Genomic DNA, 17,779 nt, shown 5'->3' with positions numbered 1-17,779 from the left:
CCATCGGCCCGGCCGCTCAGCCCTCGGGCCTGCGGCGCAGGATCGGGGGGTTGAGGAGGGCGGCGTCTCCGCGCCGGTACAGCTTGGCGGGTCGTCCGGGCTCGCCTTCGGTCGACCGCCCGGTGGGTTCCACGAAACCCGGCGCGGTGGTGGCCTTGCGGTGGAAGTTCCGCGGATCGATCGACTCGCCCCAGACCGCCTCGTAGACCGTCCGCAACGCGGCGATCGTGAACTCGGGCGGGCAGAACGCGGTGGCGAGCGGGGTGTACTCCAACTTGGACCTGGCGCGCTCGACGCCGTCGGCGAGGATGCGGTCGTGGTCGAACGCGAGGCCGTGGCGGCCGACCGGCCGCCACGCGGCCGCCGCCGCGTCCGTGCCGGCGGTCGGAGCGGGGAGGTCGGGCAGGAGGGCCAGGTAGGCGACCGTGACCACCCGTCCGCGCGGGTCGCGGTCGGGCGTGCCGTAGCTGGCGAGCTGCTCCAGGTGCCCGCCCGGGCCGGCCAGGCCGGTCTCCTCGGTCAGTTCGCGCCGCGCCGCGGTGGAGAGGTCCTCGTCGGCGTGGACGAACCCGCCGGGCAGCGCCCACTGGCCGAGGTGGGGCTCGCAGCCGCGCCGCACCAGGAGCACGTGCAGCTCGCCTTGCCGCACGGTGAGGACCACGAGGTCGACAGTGACCGCGAACACCGGATAACTCATTATCACCACCTTGACGATAATCTAGCACGACTGTTATCGTCAAAATGACGAGAAATGGAGGCACCCTCATGGCCGATGTCACGAAGCTGTTGTTCCTGCGCCACCTGCGCGGCACCCCCACCACCTGGGTGCGGTTCCAGAAACGGGGCCGCCTCTCCAAAGAGGGGACCGGGCAGTCGTTCTGGTACCGCCCGCTGGTGGCAGTGCTCTCCGAGGTCCCGGTGGACGACCGGGAACTGCCGCTGCTGTTCCACGCCCGCACGGCCGACTTCGCCGACGTCACCGTCCAGGCCACGGTGACGTACCGGATCGCCGACCCCGCGCTGGCCGCCGCTCGGCTCGACTTCTCCGTCGACCCCTACCGCGGCGGGGCCCGCGCCCGCCCGCTCGACCAGATCGCGACCCTCCTCACCGAGCTGGCCCAGCAGCCCGCCCTCGACCTGCTGACCCGCCTGCCGCTGGCGGAGGCGCTGACCAGCGCCATCGCCCAGGTCCGCGAGACGGTCGCCGCGGCGCTGTCGGACGACGCCCGCCTCGGCGACATCGGGGTCGCCGTGGTCAGCGCCCGAGTGGTGGCGATCCGGCCGGAACCGGAGCTGGAGCGGTCGTTGCAGACCCCGACTCGGGAGGCCGTCCAGCAGGACGCGGACAAGGCCACCTACGCGCGGCGGGCCCAGGCCGTGGAGCGGGAGCGGGCCATCGCGGAGAACGAGCTGCAGAACAAGATCGAGCTGGCCCGGCGCGAGCAGCGGCTGGTCGAGCAGAAGGGCGCCAACGACCGGCGGAAGGCCGAGCTGTCCGCGGCCGCGGAACTGGTCCTCGCCCAGGGCCGGGCGGAGAAGGACCGCGCGCTCGCCGCCGCCCACGCCGACAGGGTGCGAGCGGTCGGCGCGGCCGAGGCCGAGGCGGAGACGGCCCGCCTCGCCGCCTACCGGGAGCTGCCGCCCGCGGTGCTCCAGGCGCTGGCCTTGCGCGAACTCGCGGGGCGGCTGCCCGAGATCGACCAGCTCACGATCACCCCGGACCTCCTCACCGGCGTCCTCGCCCGGCTCGGCGGCGGCTCGCGATGACGACACTGGCACCGAGGGCGGTGGTGGTCAGCCGCCGCAGCGAGCTGGACGAGCTGCTGGCCCGACACGGCACCCGCGCCGCGGCGGAGCACTTCCTGCGCCGGCGCGGCCGCGACCTGGAGGAGATCACCGCTCGGCACGAGGTCCTGCGGGCGGCGCTCACCGAGGTGGAATCGCTGGTCCCGGCCGACTGGCGCCGGGGCCGGGTGGACCGAGCGGACCTGCCCAATTTCCTGTTCGCGCCAGAAGACCTGGTCATCGCCGTCGGCCAGGACGGGCTGGTCGCCAACCTCGCGAAGTACCTGACCGGTCAGGCGGTGATCGGAGTGGATCCCGAGCCGGACCGCAACCCCGGCGTGATGGTCCGCTTCCGCCCGGACTCGGTCGCCGCCGCGCTCAAGGCGGCGGCCGAGGGCGCGGCGGCGGTCCGGCGGCTCACCATGGTCGCCGCCCGCCTCGACGACGGCCAGGAGCTGGCCGGCCTCAACGAGGTGTACGCGGGCCACGCCACCCACCAGTCCGCGCGCTACCGGCTCATCAGCGCGAACGGGCTGCACGAGCGCCAGTCGTCCTCGGGCGTGGTGATCGGCACCGGCACCGGCGCCACCGGTTGGAGCGCCTCCATCGCCGCCGAACGCGGCTGGAGCGAGCCGCCGCCCTCGCCGGAGGAGTCGTCCCTGTCCTGGTTCGTCCGGGAGGCATGGCCGTCCCCGGCGACCGGTGTCTCGCTGACCTCCGGCGTGCTGCGGGCGGGCGAGCGGCTGCGGCTGGTCTGCGAGAGCGAGCGGCTCGTGGTCTTCGCCGACGGCGTCGAGTCCGACCATCTCACCGTCACCTGGGGCCAGCAGATCACGATCGGACTGGCCGACCACCACCTCCGCCTCGTCGTCCCCGACTAGGGAGAACACGGCATGAACGAGAAGCCGAGGCCCCAGCCCCGCCCGGACGGGCCCCGGATCGAGACACCTTGCCGCTCAAGATGAAGCCCCCGCCGCTGCGTGCCGGTCCGGCACGCGTCACCACATGAGGACACAACATGAACCACCGTTCCCCCTCGCCGGTTCCGGACCCGTTCTACTCGCCCCCATGGGCGGAGGCGAGCGCTCCGGCGCCGGGGCGGTCGAAACTCCTTTCGGCCCTCGCCGTCGGAACAGCGGTCCTACTGCTGGGCGGCACTGCCGTGGCCGCCTGGCAGCCGTGGCGCGACTCGCCCGCGGAGGTCGTCGACGCGTACATGGGGTTGCTCGTGGACTCGCTCGAGAACGACGAGACCGAATACCTCTTTCTCCGCACGCGCCCTTACCTGTGCGCCGCTTCGCGGGCCACACTCGACGACCGCTTCGGCGAGTTCGGCGGCACGGGCATGGACGAGCTGCAGTATGAGTTGTTGAACGACATGACGTTCGCGATCGACTACGAAGTCCTCGACTCGTCGACCGAGGGCGACTCCGCGTCGGTCACGGTGCGTCTGCACGGCGAATCCGCCATACCCGGCGGCGAGCTCGCGCCCTTCGGCAACACACTGTCCATCGATCTGGTCGACGAAGCCGGCGTCTGGCGGATCTGCGACGACAGCCTTCCCGGGATGTAAAACCAAGGAACCGACGGCCCCGTCCGCAAGCAAAAAGGCCGCCCGCAGGCGGCCTCGTGTTGGCCGGCCTTCTCGAAGCCTATGGGAACCTGTTTCCCCAGGTAAACGCCCTACACAACCGCCTCGTCGCGCGTCTATCCGGCACGCGAGACTCGACCGGGCGGTTACAGACGCCCCACGCGCTTTCACTCAGGTCTGCGAAATGATGGCCACGTGAAACAGCTGCGACACGCTATCGAGGACTACCTCTACGGCCTCAACGCCGAGCTCGACCTGCCTTTGGAAGCCGCACACGCACTGGTTCGAGGCCTCACATCACCATCGCTGGCGGAGCTGGCCGGGCTGTCAACCGACGCAACATACGAGATCCGTGAACTCCTCCCGATGGTCACCGAAGAACTATCGATCGAGGTGGCCCCCCTCCCGGATGCGGTTCTCCGAAAGGCTTGCGAGACCGCGGCCGAGTACCGCGTCGGGACACTCGGGTTCAGGTCAGCGGCCTCGCGTGTGACCGCGTTGCTGCTCGACAACGAGTATCTGATGTTCGAGAAGCGCCCTGACATGGCCAGTACCGTTTTCAACGATCTGTGGAGGCTGAACGAGTGGCTGTACGCCACGGAGCGCGGCCACCTCAACGACAGCACGTACTTCTTCACGACGAGCAAGGAGGCCGAGGCTTACTTCAGGGACGTAGTCCAAGCTCTGACAAGCTGAGCGCACCTCCTGAGACAACTGCGAAACAACGAACGGACTCGGCTGTCGCCTGAAGTCGAACTGCCGGGAATCACCGCGCACGCGAACCTTCTTCAATTGGTGAACGACCTGGTTGATCGACTTGCGCGGGGCTCGACCGCTGAATGCCGCCGGTCAGAGTTCAACGTCCGCACCCGAACTGGACGCCGCAGCGATTCCAGCCCTCTGGTTGTGAACGCTGGGACCCCACCGGCCCAGGCGATCTCATTACAATAAGGACGCAATCGCGCACTCACTGAACGTATGCCGTTGAGGCCCAAGCTTCCTCTCACGGAGTCTTCTTCAGCGGTGACACGCGAAAGGAAACCCGTGTCCGACAGCTACTCCGGTTCCGACATCGCCCAGTACGACGAACCGGACGTTCCCGATACCCGCGAGAGTATGGGTTCGTCCATTCCAGTGGTGAAAAGCGGCTACAAACTCGTCGAGGACATCAAGGCGGCATACGAGAACGAGGACCCGCTCGCCGCGGCGAAGACCGTTCCCGCCGACATCGCGGTACTCGGGCTCGAGGCCGCATTCGCGCTCAAAGACCCGATCTTCACCCTCGTGCAGGCGGGCTTGACGATCGTTCTGGAGCTGGTCGAGCCGTTGAACGACGCCCTCGAGTCCGTATCCGGCGACCCCGATGAGATGGCCCGCACCAAAGAGCGCTGGGGACAGATCAGCACCGCATTGGAAGCGCTGAGCGGCGAAGTCGGCTCCAGTATCGGCGCGGACCTGAGCAGCTGGCAGGGATCCGACGCCGATTCGGCGTTGGAGCAGTTGCGGGCCCTGGAGGCCATCATCCTCGCCGCCTCGAGCGAGGCGGCCAACGTCCAGACCCTGCTGTCCTGGGCCGAGACGCTCGCCGAGACCATCTACGCGGTCATCAAGTCGATCATCGCCGAGCTGGTCTCGTGGTTGGTCACCAACGGACTGGTGGCATTGGCCCTGAGCCCGGCCACCTTCGGATCCTCGGTAGCCGGGTTCTTGGTGCGGGCCTCTATCAAAGGCTCGATGATGTTCACCAGAGCATTCAGCAAGCTGGAGAAGGCGTTCGGCCTCTTCGGCAAGATCGGGAAGGTCCTCTACAAGTTGCTCGCCAAGTCCTCTTACCGCGGCAACCCGAAGTACAAGCTGTGGGTGAGCGTGCTCGCGAAGGCCGGGATCGGCGGCGGGCTCGCCGCACTCGCCCCTGGAGCCGGAGCCGTCACGAACGAGCTCACCGACGGCCCGGCGACGGTCTCGACGCCCGGCGGTGGCAGCGGACAGGTGAACATCGATCTCGGCGAGTTCGACCAGATCCAATCGAGCCTGAGCACCCACGCCGAACGCAGCGCCGCGATCGAGCAGGCATCCACCGATGCCCAAGCGGCCGAGATGACCTGGGGTATGCCAGGCTGGTTCGGCATGGACGACGCCTACAGGGACAACTGCGAAGGCATCCTCGAAGTCCTCGCCGACATCACAGCGGCCCTGGAAGGCAACGCGGCGGAACTCACGGCATGCCGGGACGCCTACCAGGACGCCGATGACCAGATCACCGCCGACTTCGAATCCCTCCAACTCGAACTCGAGTCATAGCGCCAAGGGTCATCAGCATGTCGAAGTCACGACAGTACCGACGGTTCACCGTCAGCGGCGACGGAACGAATTGGCTGCTGAAGTCCGGGCTACGGAGCGGGGAGCGGCCGATCGGCTACGTCTCCGGATGGCACCCCTACTACCAGGTCCGGGGCCGCTCAACGAGCGGCCACAGTCGCGGCGTGGTGTTCGGAGCAGGCGTGCTCAGCGCACTCCTGCTCGGCCAGGCCGGAAACGGATCATGGGGAGGACGAGGCTCCTCGGCGCCGAAAACGGTCCTGTTCGGTACCGAACCCGACTGCACGGCCGTGGTGAACCCCGAGGACCCGGAACTCGAATCCAGCCCCGGCATGTGGGTGGTCACCGATCTCCGGCTGCGATACCTGGAATTCATTCCCCATCTGCCGGAGCGTATCCGCGCCGAAGCGGTGGCCCGCACCGGATACGACCACTTGCCGTCCGAACCGGTCCAGCCGGCCACACGCCTGGAAGTCTCCTCAAGCGAGCTTCAGCATACAGCGGGGATCACCAGGCAATTCGGGCGCAGATTCAAGACCCGAGAAGCCGCCTACGACCGCTTCACCTTCGCCGACGGATCCGGCATCGACCTCAGAGTCGATGCGCTCGAACCGATCAACGCCCTGTGAAGTATGAAGAACCGACCGCAGACTCCTCTCGAGACGCGAATGAGCGGTCCTCGACATGATGATCGCTCACGTGCTCAATATCTGGACTGGCTGGGGTACCCGGACTCGAACCAAGAACAACTGAACCACGCGCACGCAGTGCGCCCGACAGCACAGCAGCCGGGTTGCCCCAGCGCGGCGCCCGCCGCGGAAACGAAAAGGCCGCCCGCAGGCGGCCTCGTGTCGGCTGGCCTTCTGGAGGCGTATACGATCCTATATTCGCAGGTCAAATCCCTACATGCCCGTCTAATGGCCGAATCACGGGCGTCGAAGTCGCTCTCCGGTTGACACCGCGCTCGGGCGCGGGCCACTCGGTAGAATCGCGGCATGAGTCGGCCGACACCGGCCGAGAAGTTCCGCATCGCCCTTGACCTGCATGAGGCGGGTCTGCGCATGCACGAACAGACACTGCGCCGCCGCTACCCCGAAGCCAGCGATGAACAGATCCGCGATGTCCTGTTCGCCTGGCTGACCCGCCAATCCGCTGCTCGCGGCCTGACCGTCCGAGAGCTCCGACAGCCTTCGTGACCGAATCCTTCTCGAACAAATGATCTAGAAAATGATGGTACGATTTTCCGTACCAATCATGTACAATATGAGGTGCCATAGTTGCGAGGAGGCGGCAGTATGACCATTACCGCAAGCGAGGCCAGGAAGGACCTGTTCCCGCTCATCAAGAAGGTCAACGACGATCACGCTCCGGTGCGCATCGCCTCGAAGAGCGGCAACGCCGTGCTGATATCCGAGGAGGACTACGAGGCATGGCAGGAGACGATGTTCTTGCTCCGGTCGCGCCGCAACGCCGAGCGCCTGATGAAGTCGATCGCCGAGATGGACGCCGGAGGCGGGACTGTCCGCGACCTCATCGAGGTGGAGGACGACTGAGTGAAGACGGCCTTTTCGGAAGTCGGCTGGGAGGACTACACCTACTGGGCCGAGAGCGACCGCAAGATCACCAAGCGGGTCAACCGCCTGATCAGGGAGATCAAGCGCGAGCCGTTCACGGGCATCGGCAAGCCCGAGCCGTTGAAGGGACCACTGTCAGGCTGGTGGTCGCGGCGGATCGATGAGGAACACCGTCTGGTCTACCGAGTGCGAGATGACATCCTCGAGGTTGCCCAAGCCCGCGGGCACTACGACGACTGATGGCGAACTTGCCGTTCGTTCGGCAGCGGCATTTACATCCGATCGCATCCCGGCCGACTGTCGAACGCACTACACGTGCCGGTGGAGAACGACGAACGGGCTCGCTTCGCGGGCCCGACGTTCGTATAAGGTCTGTTGGCTGGGGTACCTGGACTCGAACCAAGAACAACTGAACCAGAATCAGCCGTGTTGCCAATTACACCATACCCCAATGGTGTTCGGACGCTCCGAAGCTCGTCGCGCCGACGCGGAACAACTGTACCGGACCCGCTCACGCCCCCGCAAACGGGTTCCCGTGACGGAAACCACCACGTCGCGGGGGCGTCGGGATCTCAGACCGGCTGGGAGGCGCGGACCGGCTCGCGGCTGTTCGGCGCAGGCGTCGCGTCCATCCTTCCTCGCAGGTAGTGGACGGCGAGGACGACGAAGGCGGCGAGGATGAGCGCGTCGGCCAGGTGGGCGATCGACTCGGTGCGGGTGATGCGGCTGAGCGGGAAGGCCGCGCCGCTGAGGACCAGCAGCACGCCGAGCCAGACCGGCGCGAGCTTCGACCAGGCCAGGTCGATGCCGAGCGCGACCAGGCTGATCGGCATCAGCGGCCCGGGCAGCCACAGCACGATCGCCGAGGCGATCGGGTAGGCGTCCGCGGCGTCGAGGGACTCGGAGCCGGAGATCTCGAAGATGCCCTCGAAGAAGCCCTGGAGTCCGAAGGCGATGCCGCCGACGCAGCCGAGCAGGGCCAGGACGATGCCGATGGCGCCCGTCCACGGCTTGATTGCGGCGATCCGCTCCCAGACGCCGATCAGGCCGTATATCCACAGCGCGTTGGCGATCATGATGATGACTCCGGCGGTGACCCCGTAGCGCTCGCCCTCCCAGAAGAAGGTCGAGACCGCCATCAGGAGCGGGCCGACGATGAGCGAGATGAAACGCATGGTTCTGAGCATGTAGCCAGGCTACATGTAGCTTGCCTACATAACAAGTCCGTCTACCTATGATGGCGTACGCTGGTATGCCATGGACGCAGACGGCATTCACGGTCAGCTCGACACGCTCATCCTCGCCACTCTCCGGCGCGGCGAGGCCCACGGCTACGCCATCATCGGGGCGCTCCGCGAGCGCAGCGGCGAGCAGCTCGACCTCCCCAGCGGCACCGTCTACCCGGCGCTGCGCCGCCTCGAGCGGGCCGGGCACGTCACCGGCAAGTGGACGCAGGCCGGCGGTCGCCGCCGCCGCGTCTACGAGCTCACCGCCGAGGGCCGCGCGGCCCTCGAGAAGGGCCGCGAGGACTGGCTCGCGCTCCGCCAGGTCATGACGGCGGTCCTGGACTCATGAGCGGCGACTACCTCGAGACGGTGGCCGCGCCGCTGCGCGGCCCCCGGCGGCTGCGCGACGACATGCTCGCCGAGCTCGGCGACGGCTTCGAAGAGGCCGTCGCCGACGGCGTCGAGCACGGCCTCAGCCGTGACGAGGCCGTGCGGCGGGCCTCGGCCGACTTCGGCTCCCCCGGCGTCGTCGCCGCCGCGATGCAGCGGGAGCTGGAGGCCGCCCAGGCCCGCCGCACCGCATGGACGCTGGTGATCGCGCTCCCCGCCATGACGGTCCTGTGGGACCTCCTCGGCGGCCGCGGCGACCCCGGCCTCGCGGTCACGGTGCTCGCGCGGCTGACCGACGCGGCCTCCGCCGCCGCGTTCACCGCCGCCGCCCTGGTCCTGACCGGCCGCCTCGACCGCCGGGCCGCCTCGGCGTGCGGCGCGCTCGGCGTCGTCTCCATGGGCGTCGCCCTCGGCTGCTCGACCGTCATCGCACTCATCGCCGAACCGTCCGACACCCCGCCCACCCTGCCGTTCCTGATGCTCGCCTCGGCGGTGGGCACGGTGTGGGTGTCCGCCTCGGCCCTGCGGGCGCTGCGCGTCGGCGCGGCGAGGGCCAGGGTCGGGTGAGGCACTTAGAATGCGTACTGTCAATTCCTAGCGAGGCAGGTGAGACGGTCCATGCCCTCCGAACCCGACGACGGCAACGAACCCCACCGGCGCCTGGGCGAAGACCCGCCGCCCGACGCCCCCGACATGGCCGCCCCCGGGCCGCCCCTCTCCTCCCCCGAGCCCGTCCCCGCTCCCCGCAGGCGACCGCGGCAGTCCCGGCTCGCGCTGGTCGTCATGGTCGGCATCCTCGCCGCCCTCGCGCTCGGCGGCGGCACCGCCGCCTTCGTGCTCCTCGGCGGCGAGGAGCAGGAGCAGCAGGAGGAACCGGCCTTCACCCCGGTCGGCACCGACCTCACCGAGGGCCTCGGGCCGTTCGACCCCGCCGAGGCCGAGGGCTACCACCCGTTCACGCTCGAGCAGGACGCCTGGCTCCCCGCCCCCCAGGGGCAGCACTGGTCCCTCCAGGAGGTGGGCGACACCAGCGCCACCTTCCACAAGGACGCCGGCGACGACACCGTCATCCTCATCTGCGGCGACATCCGCGACGACCCCGGCCGCTACCCCGCGGGCTTCGGCGACCACGAGGCCTGGTTCGCCGCCGAGGAGGCCCGCGACCGCGAGCACCAGAGCGCCGACGACGAGTACACCGCCGTCGCCGCCCCCGAATACGGCGACTACGTCATCGACGGCCGCCAAGCCTTCCTCGTCGAGGTCCAGTACCACTGGACGCAGTGGGACGACCCCGAATCGGGGCCGACCGCCGTCGACTACACCCGCGCCCACGCCTATCTCTACATCGACCGCGGCAAGGCGGCGCCCGCCCGGTGCAGCGTCACCGCCCACCACGGCACCGGCGACGGCTACGACGAGGCGGTGGACGCGCTGCTCGGGATCCGCCTCGAGACGGCCGGGTGACCGCCCGGCGGTCGGATCGGGGCAACCCCGCCCGCGGCGGCGGCGTATTAGGGCGTGACGGGCCGGCGCTCCGACCGGAGCCCGCCCCACCCATCCGAACCGAAAGAGGCCCCGTGGAGAACAAGGAGCAGCATGAGGCCGAGTTCCGTTCCTTCGCCGTCGCCGAGCGCGACAGCCTGCGCAGATACGCGTACCTGCTGTGCGGGGACTGGTACGAGGCCGACGACATCGTCCAGAAGTCGCTGACGAAGCTGTTCGCGGCCTGGCGGCGAGTCGAGCCGGGCGGCGCCCGCGCGTACGTGCGGAAGATCGTCACCAACGTCTACATCTCGCACCGGCGCCTGAGCTGGGTGCGCCGCGAGCGCGCCTCGGAGACCCTTCCCGAAGGCGCCCTCGACCGTCCGCACGAGGCGATCGAGACCCGACTCGAAGTGCTCGCGGCACTGAAACTGCTGCCGCCCAGGCAACGCGCCACGCTCGTCCTGCGGTATTGGGAGCAGCTGTCCGTCGACGAGACCGCCGCGGCGATGGGCTGTTCGACCGGGACGGTGAAGAGCCAGTCCTCCAAGGCCCTGCGAAAGCTGAAGGAGATCCTCGCTCACTCGGCCGTCCCGGTCCAGGCATAGCGGCAGAAAGGAACCACTATGAACGACCATGATCCCATGGCGATCATCGGCAGGGCGATACCGGAGGATCCGCCTCCGGCGAACTTCGACCTCGACCGGATCGTGAGCGACGGCTACCGCGCCAGACGCCGCCACCGCGCCGTCCTCGGCGGCGCCGCCACCGCGGGCGTGGCGGCCCTCGCCGGAGCGCTGGCGCTGGCCGTCGGCCTGAATCCCGGAGCGGACGGCGGCGTCGAAGCCGCCGAGCAGTTCGACTTCGACCCGGCCACGGCCGCCTACCCCTACGACGAGCACTGGGGCGCCGTGCAGGACCCCGAGGACGGCTCGTGGGCCTACGAGACGGGCGGTGAGGCCGACGAGGTCGCGGAGGCGGCCACCACGGCGTTCGGGCCGCTGCTGGATGAGGCCGGCCTCTGGGACGACGCGCTGAACACCTCCGAGGCCGAGGACTGCGAGATGTTCGAGGAATCGGCCACGGAGGTCTACAACGAATGCCTCGACCAGCCGTTCGGCCTGCCGTACCAGCGGAACCAGACGCCCGCGGCCGACGGCCAGGGCTACCTGCGCAGCTACTGGCTCTATGCCGGGGACGAGGAGGCCGACGCCCCCGCGTTCACCGCGGAGGCGATGCTGCCGGGCGGGTGGACCGCCGAGCCGGGCCCGGTCGGAGCGAACGAGTTCCCGCAGCACCTCGTCGACGACGAGGGCGCCGAGTTCACGACCGAGGAGTTCGAGGACGGCCGGACGCTCATGGTCGCCGACCGCGGCTGCGTCTACGACCTGGCCGTGGTCTACCCGAACGAGTCGGCGCTGCGCGTCTCGTGGGACACCGGCTGCGAGGGCGAGCAGTACCCGGTCGACCTGGGCGAGCTCACCGATGCCGCCCTGTCGATGCCGGAGTTCGCCTTCGACACCGGCGGGCTCGCCCCGGTCGATGAGCTGCCCGAGCCCCCCGACGGCTGGCCCGCCGACGACGGCTGGGCCGAAGGGGCCCAGGCCGACGCGGTCGCGACCGGCGAGGCCGTCGAGGAGGCCCTCACCGGGCTGTACCCGGGGGCCGACGTGATCGACGAGTCGGTCGGGGCCTCGGCCCCGGAGGAGGCGGACTCGACGGTCCTGCACCAGTACTCCATGACGGCGACGCTGCCGTTCGAGGCCTTCGCGGGTGAGGGCGACGCGCACGTCAACGTCACCTACACGCTGCCGGGCGGCTGGACCCCCTGGACTCCCGATCTCGCAGAGGGCGAAGGCGGGCACCTGCCCGACTGCGACGGGAAGCTCGGCATCGACTGCGCGCAGGTCGACGTCGACGGCCGCACGGCAGTCGTGGAGGTCGACCCCGAGTCCGGCGTCTACGAGGTGACCGTCTTCGACGAGGACGGCTGGGCGGTGAACCTGTTCATGACCTTCGAGGGCGAGTTCGACCTCACGGTCGAGGAGTTCACCGAGCTGGCCGCGGCGATGCCCGCCCCGGTCCACGACGAGGAGGCCGCGCAGCAGGACTGACCGGCCCTGAACGGCGTGCGGCCCCGGCTCGATCGAGCCGGGGCCGCACGCCGTTCAGAACGTGCTAGCGCAGCACTTCCCACTCGCGCGAGCCGAGGAACTCGGGGCGCGGTTCCTTGGCCGCGAAGGGCTCGACCATCGCGTTGTCGACGCTGTTGAACACGATGAACAGGTTCGAGCGCGGGAACGGCGTGATGTTGCCGTTCGAGCCGTGCATGCAGTTGCAGTCGAACCAGATCGCCGATCCGGCATCGCCGGTGAACTGCTTGATGCCGTGCTTGTCGGCGAGCAGCCGCAGCGAGGTCTGGTCGGGCGTGCCGATCTCCTGCTCGGTCAGCGACGACTTGTAGTAGTCGTCCGGCGTCTCGCCCACGCACGAGACGAAGGTCTTGTGCGAGCCGGGCATGATCATCAGCGAACCGTTGAAGTGGTAGTTCGCGGTCAGGGCCAGCGAGAGGCTGACCGCCCGCATCCGCGGCATGCCGTCCTCGGCGTGCCAGGTCTCGAAGTCCGAGTGCCAGTAGAACGGGTTGCCCCCGAACCCGGGCTTGTAGTTGATCCGGCTCTGGTGGACGTACACGTCCGAGCCGAGGATCTGCCGGGCGGTGCCCGCGATGCGCTCGTCGCGGATCAACTCGGCGAAGAACGCCGAGATCTTGTGGACCTCGAACACCGAGCGGACCTCTTTGGAGTCCTTCTCGCGGATCACGCGCTCGTCGCCGTCGAGCGAGGAGTCCTGGAGCAGCCGCCCCAGCTCGTCCTGCGCCGCGAGGAGCTCATCGGGCTCCAGCAGCTGGGCGATGTCGGTGAATCCGTTGGCCTCGTGAGCATCGAGCTGCTCGGCGCTGAGGGGGCCGTCGCCGGGCCGTCCCCAGACGGCGGGGTCCTCGTTGCGGTAGATCAGCTGCGGTTCCCGGGCGACCCGCGTCGGGTAGTTGTCGCGGGTGTTCATGATCGCTCACTCCTTTGTGCGAGTTTCTAATCTTCTGTCAACAGGGGATAGACGCCGTGCTCGTCGTGGACCTCCCTCCCCGTCACCGGCGGGTTGAAGACGCAGACGGTGCGCACGTCGGTCTCGGCCACGAGCGTGTGCCGCTCGTGGCCGTCGAGGAGGTACATGGTCCCGGGCGCGAGCTCGTGGACCTCGCCGTTGTCGTGGTCGTGGAGCTTCCCGGTGCCCTCGATGACGTAGACGGCCTCGATGTGGTTGGCGTAGTGCATCGTGGTGGAGGTCCCGGCGAACAGGACCGTGTCGTGCAGGGAGAAGCCGACCTTGTCCCGGGCCAGCAGGAGGCGGCGGGAGCGCCAGGTGCCCTTGGCCTTGTCGCGGTCGTGGCCCTCGACGTCGAGCTCGGTGCCGATGAGCTCGCCCAGACGTCTGACGATCATGCTCGCTCCTTCTCCTTCGCGATCGCGGTGACGGCGTCGCGCAGGATCGCCACGCCCTCTTCGAAGTCCTCATAGGAGGTGTTCAGCGGCGGGAGGAACTTGACGACCTCGTCCTCCGCGCCGGAGGTCTCCATGAGCAGGCCGTTGTCGAAGGCCTCCTTGCAGGTGCGGCCCGCGAGTTCGGGCTCGGCGTACACCAGGCCGCGGGCGAGCCCGCGCCCGCGCGTGCTCAGCTCCAGCTCCGGGTACGACTCGACGATCTTGCCGAGCTCGGCGTCGAGCCATTCGGCCTTGACGTCGACGGCCTTGGTGAACTCGTCGTCGCGCCAGAACGTCTCGAGCGCGGCGGTGGCGGTGACGAACGCGGGCGCGAAGCCGCGGAAGGTCCCGTTGTGCTCGCCGGGCTCCCACACGTCCAGTTCAGGGCGCATGAGCGTGACCGCGAACGGCAGGCCCAGGCCCGACAGGGACTTCGAGAGCGTCACGATGTCGGGCTTGATCCCGGCGCGCTCGAAGGAGAAGAACGGGCCGGTGCGCCCGCACCCCATCTGGATGTCGTCGACGATGAACAGCATGTCGTGCTCGTGGCAGACCTCCTGGAGCCCGCGCAGCCATTCGTCCGTGGCGACGTTGATGCCGCCTTCGCCCTGGACGGTCTCCACGATGACCGCGGCGGGCTGGTCGAGCCCGGATCCGGAGTCCTCGAGGAGGCTGCGCAGCCACAGGAAGTCGGGCGTCTGCCCATCCATGTAGTTGTCGTAGGGCATGGTGGCGGCGTTGTTGAGCGGCACGCCCGCGCCACCGCGCTTCATCGAGTTGCCGGTGACGGCCAGGGCGCCCAGGGTCATGCCGTGGAAGCCGTTGGTGAACGAGATGATCGTCTCGCGGCCGGTGTACTTGCGGGCGAGCTTGAGCGCGGCCTCGACGGCGTTGTTCCCGGCGGGCCCGGGGAACTGGACCTTGTAGTCGAGGCCTCTGGGCTCGAGGATCACGTCGTGGAACGTCTGGAGGAACGTCCGCTTGGCGGCCGTGTAGGTGTCCAGCGTGTGGATGACGTTGTCCTCGGCGAGGTAGGAGAGAAGGGCCTCCTTGAGGGCCGGATGGTTGTGACCGTAGTTGAGCGACCCCGCGCCTGCGAAGAAGTCGATGTACGACTTCCCGTCCTCGGCGTCGAGTCTGCTGCCTCGGGCGGTGGTGAACACCGCCGGCCAGCTGCGGCAGTAGGAACGGACTTCTGATTCGACCTTTTCGAAAACCTGCATTGTCTCTTTTGGTCGGCCTGATGAGCTGCCCCTGCTTCCAGGCGTCGTGACCGGTCCGCGGCTTATGAGCATCGCCGCGGCCGGCCGCCAGGCGCTTACCCGGGCCGGCATCGTCGGTGCCCGGGTAGGACGGGAACCGAGCCCTGTGCCGGGCCGCCGCGCGGCGGCCCGAGATGGGCCCAGAACTCGCGGCGGCCTTCGCCGCCGCGCTCCGGTGTCAGTCCAGTGGACCGATGCGATGGAGCAGTTCCGGCTCGTGGCCGGATCCGAGTTCCCGCTCAGAGAACAGCACGTCCACCCTCATGGTCGCATCGTTCGCCTCGGCGAACGACTCGAACAGCCGGATGGACGCTTTATTGTCCGGAGTCACTGTCGCTTCCACGAAGCGAACTCCTTGCGGGCGCAGGGCGCCGACCACGTGGTCGAGCATGCGCCGCGCCAAACCACGGCGACGGTGGCCGTCTCCGACCGCGACCTGCCACGTGAAGAACGTGTCGGGTGCCTGCGGCCGTCGGTAACCGGTGAGAAAGCCCGCCAGGCGGTCGTCGGCGTCGCGGGCCACGACTGTGGTGTCGGCGAAATCGCGGCACCACAGCAGATAGGCGTACCTGCTGTTGACGTCGAGGGCTCCCGCGTTCGCGGCGATGTCCCACATTGCGGGACCGTCACTGATGCGCGGCGAGTCGAAGGTCGGCTCGACCGCCTCGAAGGCCTGCTTGCCTCGGACCTGGGTGGTCTGCCTGGTATGGGCTGATTCACTTGCGTCACCGGGTGGCATGGGGTCCAGGGTAGCAAGAAATCGTCCCAACTGTTAAGCCCAGCCGAACGGTATTGTGAAGCCGAACGTGCCCTTCAGGTGTCGTCGAGGCCCGCCTTCTCGACGACGGCCCGGCGCAGAGCGAGCTCCGGATCGACCCCGGCGGCCTTGGCGGCGGCCACCGCGGCGAGCAGGAACTCGCCGACGTCCTCGGCGCCCGGCTTCGCGCCGTCGGGCAGTTCGGGCAGGTCGAGCGGCCGCCCGGCGTCGGCGAAGCGGTCGATGACCTTCGAGGCGAAGGCCATCGACGGCAGGCGGCGGGAGACGCCGTCGGCCGGGTGGGCGCGGTGCGGCTTCTCGGCGGCCTTGGCGCTGTGCCAATGCTCGTAGAGCTCATCGGGGTCGGCGTCGCCCCACACGTGCGGGTGGCGGCGGATGATCTTGTCGACCAGGGCGCCGGCGACATCGTCGATGTCGAACTCGCCGCGCCCGGCGGCGAGCCGCGCGTGGAGGACCGGCTGGAACAGCAGGTCGCCGAGCTCCTCCTCGAGCTCGCCCGGGTCGCCGGCGGCGATCGCGTCGAGGACCTCGTAGGACTCCTCCATCAGGAACGGCGCGAGGCTCTCGTGGGTCTGCCCGCGGTGCCAGGGGCAGCCGCCCTGATCGGCGTGGAGCTGCTCGACGGCCGACACGAGGTCCAGCAGGCGGGCGCCGGGCGGGTCCCAGGAGCCGTAGACGACCTCCAGCTCGATCTCGCCGCCCGCGACGTACTCGGCGAGGGCCTCGCGGAGCTCCTCGTCGCCGTCCTCGCCGACGATCCAGACGCCGCCCTCCTCGAGGAAGGAGGCGGCGTCCTCGACGAGCGCCACGTCGATCCCGGCCTCGCGGACGGCGCGGGCGGTGGGCGAGTCGTCGAAGGCGGCGACGGCCTCGGCGTCGTGCAGGGCGTCCCAGGCCTCGACCGTGAGCAGGCCCGCGGGAACGCGCGGGGAGGTCAGCAGCCAGACGACGGTCTTCACTTCTGCACTTTCCTTCCACTCGATCGACCCTGTGACCCTAGCCTCATCTCGCCCTCTTCCGTCATCCCGCTCAGGAGGCCGGACGAACGACTCACACGAGCTTGTGTCGGTATCACGACAGATCGTCACAATCACAATCGATAAGAAGATCGGATGACGCCAGCTCCACAACACTTCCATATCCGCGGTTTCCAGGCACTGATCGGCACTGAGCAGTGGAACGCATTCCTGATCGGGGTAAACCGTCACTCATTCCCTGCCGGAACCCGACTCGTCGATCAGGGCGCACCGAGCCGACTGGTCCATGCCCTAGTTAAGGGCCGCGCACGGGTGGTCTACACCGAGGCAGACGGGCACGAGGTCCTGGTGGCGATCCGTGGCCCCGGCGATCTGATCGGCGAGTACGCCCAGCGTGATCAGGGCGGGCACATGGCGACCGTCTGGGCTCTCGACGACTGTGAGACGGCGGCGGTTCCCACAGCGACATTCGAATCCTCCATACGCCGTCTCGGTGCCGAAACCACATTGCAGCGGTACATTCTCCAGAAGTACCGGCAGATCCCCCAGCGGCTCTGGCGCGCCGCCAACCTCCAGATCGAGCAGCGCATGGCCCTGCTGTTTCTGGAAATCCTCAGTGCCGACCCCAATGCGGACGAGGCCTCGATTCCCTTGACGCAGCAGCAGATCGCCGATTCCCTCGGCGTCGCTCGAAGCTCGGTCACCCGGCTCCTCGCGAACTGGAGGCAGGCGGGTCTGGTCCGTCTCCACCAATCGCGCCTGGAACTGCTCGACACCGCTACACTCACCCGCCGCGGCAATCGCACCTGACTATGGCCATCGCCACATTCGAAGATGTCCAACATTGGACATC

22 protein-coding genes and 1 tRNA gene are annotated in these 17,779 nt (G+C 68.6%); 15 read left to right on the top strand and 8 right to left on the bottom strand.

The features are described from left to right. Window positions 1–16: 16 nt before the first annotated feature. Window positions 17–697, bottom strand: a complete 681-nt coding sequence (locus tag YWW_RS0106305) for an NUDIX hydrolase (RefSeq protein ID WP_026929447.1) — start codon at window positions 695–697, stop codon at window positions 17–19. A 68-nt stretch (window positions 698–765) separates the two neighbouring features. On the opposite strand from YWW_RS0106305, the gene YWW_RS0106300 reads away from it, so the two are divergent. The 9 genes from YWW_RS0106300 to YWW_RS0106260 all read left to right on the top strand — a co-directional run bounded on the left by YWW_RS0106300 (window position 766) and on the right by YWW_RS0106260 (window position 7,509). Next, on the top strand, window positions 766–1,767 hold the full coding sequence (locus YWW_RS0106300) for an SPFH domain-containing protein (RefSeq protein ID WP_026929446.1): 1,002 nt from the start codon (window positions 766–768) through the stop codon (window positions 1,765–1,767). Then, the gene (locus YWW_RS0106295) at window positions 1,764–2,666 is read left to right on the top strand and encodes an inorganic polyphosphate kinase (RefSeq protein WP_026929445.1); all 903 of its coding nucleotides are present in this window, start codon (window positions 1,764–1,766) and stop codon (window positions 2,664–2,666) included. The genes YWW_RS0106300 and YWW_RS0106295 overlap by 4 nt, the downstream gene beginning before the upstream one ends. A gap of 281 nt (window positions 2,667–2,947) precedes the next feature. Next, the gene (locus YWW_RS0106290; protein ID WP_026929444.1) at window positions 2,948–3,358 is read left to right on the top strand and encodes a nuclear transport factor 2 family protein; all 411 of its coding nucleotides are present in this window, start codon (window positions 2,948–2,950) and stop codon (window positions 3,356–3,358) included. A 213-nt stretch (window positions 3,359–3,571) separates the two neighbouring features. Beyond that, window positions 3,572–4,072, top strand: a complete 501-nt coding sequence (locus YWW_RS28690) for a hypothetical protein (protein WP_035697929.1) — start codon at window positions 3,572–3,574, stop codon at window positions 4,070–4,072. Window positions 4,073–4,420: 348 nt separating this feature from the next. After that, complete coding sequence (locus tag YWW_RS0106280) at window positions 4,421–5,677, top strand: hypothetical protein (protein ID WP_026929443.1); 1,257 nt, start codon at window positions 4,421–4,423, stop codon at window positions 5,675–5,677. 308 nt (window positions 5,678–5,985) lie between these two features. After that, window positions 5,986–6,324 carry a hypothetical protein gene (locus YWW_RS35765; protein WP_155829973.1) on the top strand — a complete coding sequence of 113 codons (339 nt, stop codon included), beginning with the start codon at window positions 5,986–5,988 and terminating at the stop codon, window positions 6,322–6,324. 366 nt (window positions 6,325–6,690) lie between these two features. After that, on the top strand, window positions 6,691–6,891 hold the full coding sequence (locus tag YWW_RS0106270; protein WP_026929441.1) for a hypothetical protein: 201 nt from the start codon (window positions 6,691–6,693) through the stop codon (window positions 6,889–6,891). A 99-nt stretch (window positions 6,892–6,990) separates the two neighbouring features. Further along, a complete protein-coding gene (locus tag YWW_RS0106265; protein ID WP_026929440.1) occupies window positions 6,991–7,248 on the top strand; it encodes a type II toxin-antitoxin system Phd/YefM family antitoxin in 258 nt (85 codons plus the stop codon). Further along, window positions 7,249–7,509, top strand: a complete 261-nt coding sequence (locus YWW_RS0106260) for a Txe/YoeB family addiction module toxin (RefSeq protein WP_026929439.1) — start codon at window positions 7,249–7,251, stop codon at window positions 7,507–7,509. It abuts the gene before it with no gap. A 136-nt stretch (window positions 7,510–7,645) separates the two neighbouring features. Here the strand turns inward: YWW_RS0106260 and YWW_RS0106255 are convergent. Both YWW_RS0106255 and YWW_RS28685 read right to left on the bottom strand, forming a co-directional pair. After that, a tRNA-Gln gene (locus YWW_RS0106255) sits at window positions 7,646–7,720 on the bottom strand. 121 nt (window positions 7,721–7,841) lie between these two features. Further along, on the bottom strand, window positions 7,842–8,456 hold the full coding sequence (locus YWW_RS28685) for a hypothetical protein (protein WP_051325443.1): 615 nt from the start codon (window positions 8,454–8,456) through the stop codon (window positions 7,842–7,844). A gap of 70 nt (window positions 8,457–8,526) precedes the next feature. Between YWW_RS28685 and YWW_RS0106245 the strand changes: the two genes are divergently transcribed. The 5 genes from YWW_RS0106245 (at window position 8,527) to YWW_RS0106225 (ending at window position 12,481) form a co-directional block, all read left to right on the top strand. Next, the gene (locus YWW_RS0106245) at window positions 8,527–8,844 is read left to right on the top strand and encodes a PadR family transcriptional regulator (RefSeq protein WP_026929438.1); all 318 of its coding nucleotides are present in this window, start codon (window positions 8,527–8,529) and stop codon (window positions 8,842–8,844) included. Then, a complete protein-coding gene (locus YWW_RS37270; protein WP_026929437.1) occupies window positions 8,841–9,452 on the top strand; it encodes a permease prefix domain 1-containing protein in 612 nt (203 codons plus the stop codon). The genes YWW_RS0106245 and YWW_RS37270 overlap by 4 nt, the downstream gene beginning before the upstream one ends. Window positions 9,453–9,503: 51 nt before the next feature. After that, window positions 9,504–10,349 carry a hypothetical protein gene (locus YWW_RS37265; RefSeq protein WP_035697928.1) on the top strand — a complete coding sequence of 282 codons (846 nt, stop codon included), beginning with the start codon at window positions 9,504–9,506 and terminating at the stop codon, window positions 10,347–10,349. A 113-nt stretch (window positions 10,350–10,462) separates the two neighbouring features. Then, a complete protein-coding gene (locus tag YWW_RS37260; RefSeq protein ID WP_026929436.1) occupies window positions 10,463–10,975 on the top strand; it encodes a SigE family RNA polymerase sigma factor in 513 nt (170 codons plus the stop codon). Window positions 10,976–10,993: 18 nt separating this feature from the next. Further along, a complete protein-coding gene (locus YWW_RS0106225) occupies window positions 10,994–12,481 on the top strand; it encodes a hypothetical protein (protein WP_026929435.1) in 1,488 nt (495 codons plus the stop codon). A 64-nt stretch (window positions 12,482–12,545) separates the two neighbouring features. Here the strand turns inward: YWW_RS0106225 and thpD are convergent, their stop codons facing one another. The 5 genes from thpD to YWW_RS0106200 form a co-directional block, all read right to left on the bottom strand. Next, window positions 12,546–13,433 carry an ectoine hydroxylase gene (gene thpD / locus YWW_RS0106220; RefSeq protein ID WP_026929434.1) on the bottom strand — a complete coding sequence of 296 codons (888 nt, stop codon included), beginning with the start codon at window positions 13,431–13,433 and terminating at the stop codon, window positions 12,546–12,548. A gap of 26 nt (window positions 13,434–13,459) precedes the next feature. Continuing rightward, window positions 13,460–13,870 carry an ectoine synthase gene (locus tag YWW_RS0106215; protein ID WP_026929433.1) on the bottom strand — a complete coding sequence of 137 codons (411 nt, stop codon included), beginning with the start codon at window positions 13,868–13,870 and terminating at the stop codon, window positions 13,460–13,462. Continuing rightward, window positions 13,867–15,132 (bottom strand): diaminobutyrate--2-oxoglutarate transaminase, encoded by a 1,266-nt coding sequence (ectB, locus tag YWW_RS0106210; protein WP_026929432.1) that lies wholly within the window; start codon window positions 15,130–15,132, stop codon window positions 13,867–13,869. The genes YWW_RS0106215 and ectB overlap by 4 nt, the downstream gene beginning before the upstream one ends. A 217-nt stretch (window positions 15,133–15,349) precedes the next feature. Beyond that, window positions 15,350–15,910: a diaminobutyrate acetyltransferase gene (gene ectA, locus YWW_RS0106205; protein WP_081687236.1), complete on the bottom strand. Its 561-nt coding sequence runs from the start codon at window positions 15,908–15,910 to the stop codon at window positions 15,350–15,352. A gap of 74 nt (window positions 15,911–15,984) precedes the next feature. Next, window positions 15,985–16,908 (bottom strand): MazG nucleotide pyrophosphohydrolase domain-containing protein, encoded by a 924-nt coding sequence (locus YWW_RS0106200; RefSeq protein WP_026929430.1) that lies wholly within the window; start codon window positions 16,906–16,908, stop codon window positions 15,985–15,987. A 153-nt stretch (window positions 16,909–17,061) separates the two neighbouring features. Between YWW_RS0106200 and YWW_RS0106195 the strand changes: the two genes are divergently transcribed. After that, window positions 17,062–17,736 carry a Crp/Fnr family transcriptional regulator gene (locus YWW_RS0106195; protein ID WP_081687234.1) on the top strand — a complete coding sequence of 225 codons (675 nt, stop codon included), beginning with the start codon at window positions 17,062–17,064 and terminating at the stop codon, window positions 17,734–17,736. The last annotated feature ends 43 nt before the right edge of the window (window positions 17,737–17,779 follow it).

The organism is Glycomyces tenuis DSM 44171, from assembly GCF_000427885.1.
In the GTDB taxonomy this organism is placed as follows: domain Bacteria; phylum Actinomycetota; class Actinomycetes; order Mycobacteriales; family Micromonosporaceae; genus Glycomyces; species Glycomyces tenuis.
This window is presented reverse-complemented; position numbering and strand designations above follow the sequence as displayed.

Coding starts and splice junctions, on each gene's coding strand:
- YWW_RS0106270 (WP_026929441.1), top strand. CDS start 6,691: ATGAGTCGGCCGACACCGGCCGAGAAGTTCCGCATCGCCCTTGACCTG.
- YWW_RS37265 (WP_035697928.1), top strand. CDS start 9,504: ATGCCCTCCGAACCCGACGACGGCAACGAACCCCACCGGCGCCTGGGC.
- YWW_RS0106295 (WP_026929445.1), top strand. CDS start 1,764: ATGACGACACTGGCACCGAGGGCGGTGGTGGTCAGCCGCCGCAGCGAG.
- YWW_RS0106265 (WP_026929440.1), top strand. CDS start 6,991: ATGACCATTACCGCAAGCGAGGCCAGGAAGGACCTGTTCCCGCTCATC.
- YWW_RS0106305 (WP_026929447.1), bottom strand. CDS start 697: ATGAGTTATCCGGTGTTCGCGGTCACTGTCGACCTCGTGGTCCTCACC.
- ectB (WP_026929432.1), bottom strand. CDS start 15,132: ATGCAGGTTTTCGAAAAGGTCGAATCAGAAGTCCGTTCCTACTGCCGC.
- ectA (WP_081687236.1), bottom strand. CDS start 15,910: ATGCCACCCGGTGACGCAAGTGAATCAGCCCATACCAGGCAGACCACC.
- YWW_RS0106245 (WP_026929438.1), top strand. CDS start 8,527: ATGGACGCAGACGGCATTCACGGTCAGCTCGACACGCTCATCCTCGCC.
- YWW_RS37270 (WP_026929437.1), top strand. CDS start 8,841: ATGAGCGGCGACTACCTCGAGACGGTGGCCGCGCCGCTGCGCGGCCCC.
- YWW_RS0106225 (WP_026929435.1), top strand. CDS start 10,994: ATGAACGACCATGATCCCATGGCGATCATCGGCAGGGCGATACCGGAG.
- YWW_RS0106215 (WP_026929433.1), bottom strand. CDS start 13,870: ATGATCGTCAGACGTCTGGGCGAGCTCATCGGCACCGAGCTCGACGTC.
- YWW_RS0106195 (WP_081687234.1), top strand. CDS start 17,062: ATGACGCCAGCTCCACAACACTTCCATATCCGCGGTTTCCAGGCACTG.
- YWW_RS0106300 (WP_026929446.1), top strand. CDS start 766: ATGGCCGATGTCACGAAGCTGTTGTTCCTGCGCCACCTGCGCGGCACC.
- thpD (WP_026929434.1), bottom strand. CDS start 13,433: ATGAACACCCGCGACAACTACCCGACGCGGGTCGCCCGGGAACCGCAG.
- YWW_RS28685 (WP_051325443.1), bottom strand. CDS start 8,456: ATGCTCAGAACCATGCGTTTCATCTCGCTCATCGTCGGCCCGCTCCTG.